Source organism: Neisseria sp. P0006.S009 (genome assembly GCF_051962915.1).
In the GTDB taxonomy this organism is placed as follows: Bacteria; Pseudomonadota; Gammaproteobacteria; order Burkholderiales; family Neisseriaceae; genus Neisseria; species Neisseria subflava_E.
The window spans coordinates 1-298 of the sequence record NZ_JBQCUV010000012.1 but is presented as its reverse complement, the minus strand read 5'-3'; the positions used below and the strand labels follow the sequence as shown (position 1 = coordinate 298).

Annotated in this window: 1 pseudogene; it reads right to left on the bottom strand. The window is 58.7% G+C overall.

Annotation, left to right across the window (positions count from 1 at the left end):
• Positions 1–298 (bottom strand): annotated as a pseudogene (locus ACTHTK_RS10270) (primosomal protein N'); the annotation flags it as partial.

The following is a 298-nucleotide window of genomic DNA, read 5'->3' as shown; positions in this document are numbered from 1 at the left end:
CATCAACGTCCACTGACCATCTGATTTTACCATCGCGGTTTTGCTGCAACACTTGCACCCATAAACTCAAGGCGCGGTGCAAATCATGTCGGGACGGGGATTCGAGGAAGATTTGCGCGCGTTCGCGTTCGGCGAGGCGGACCATCAGCATGGGTGCGGCGCCGAACTGAGAGACGCTTTCGGGCAAATGCGGGGCCAGGGTTTCTTTGGCGGCGTTGAGAAATTCCATCGCATCGGCAACGCGCGGCGCATCGGCACGGACGGCAGTCTGAAAACCGAAAGGCGGCATGGCGAACAT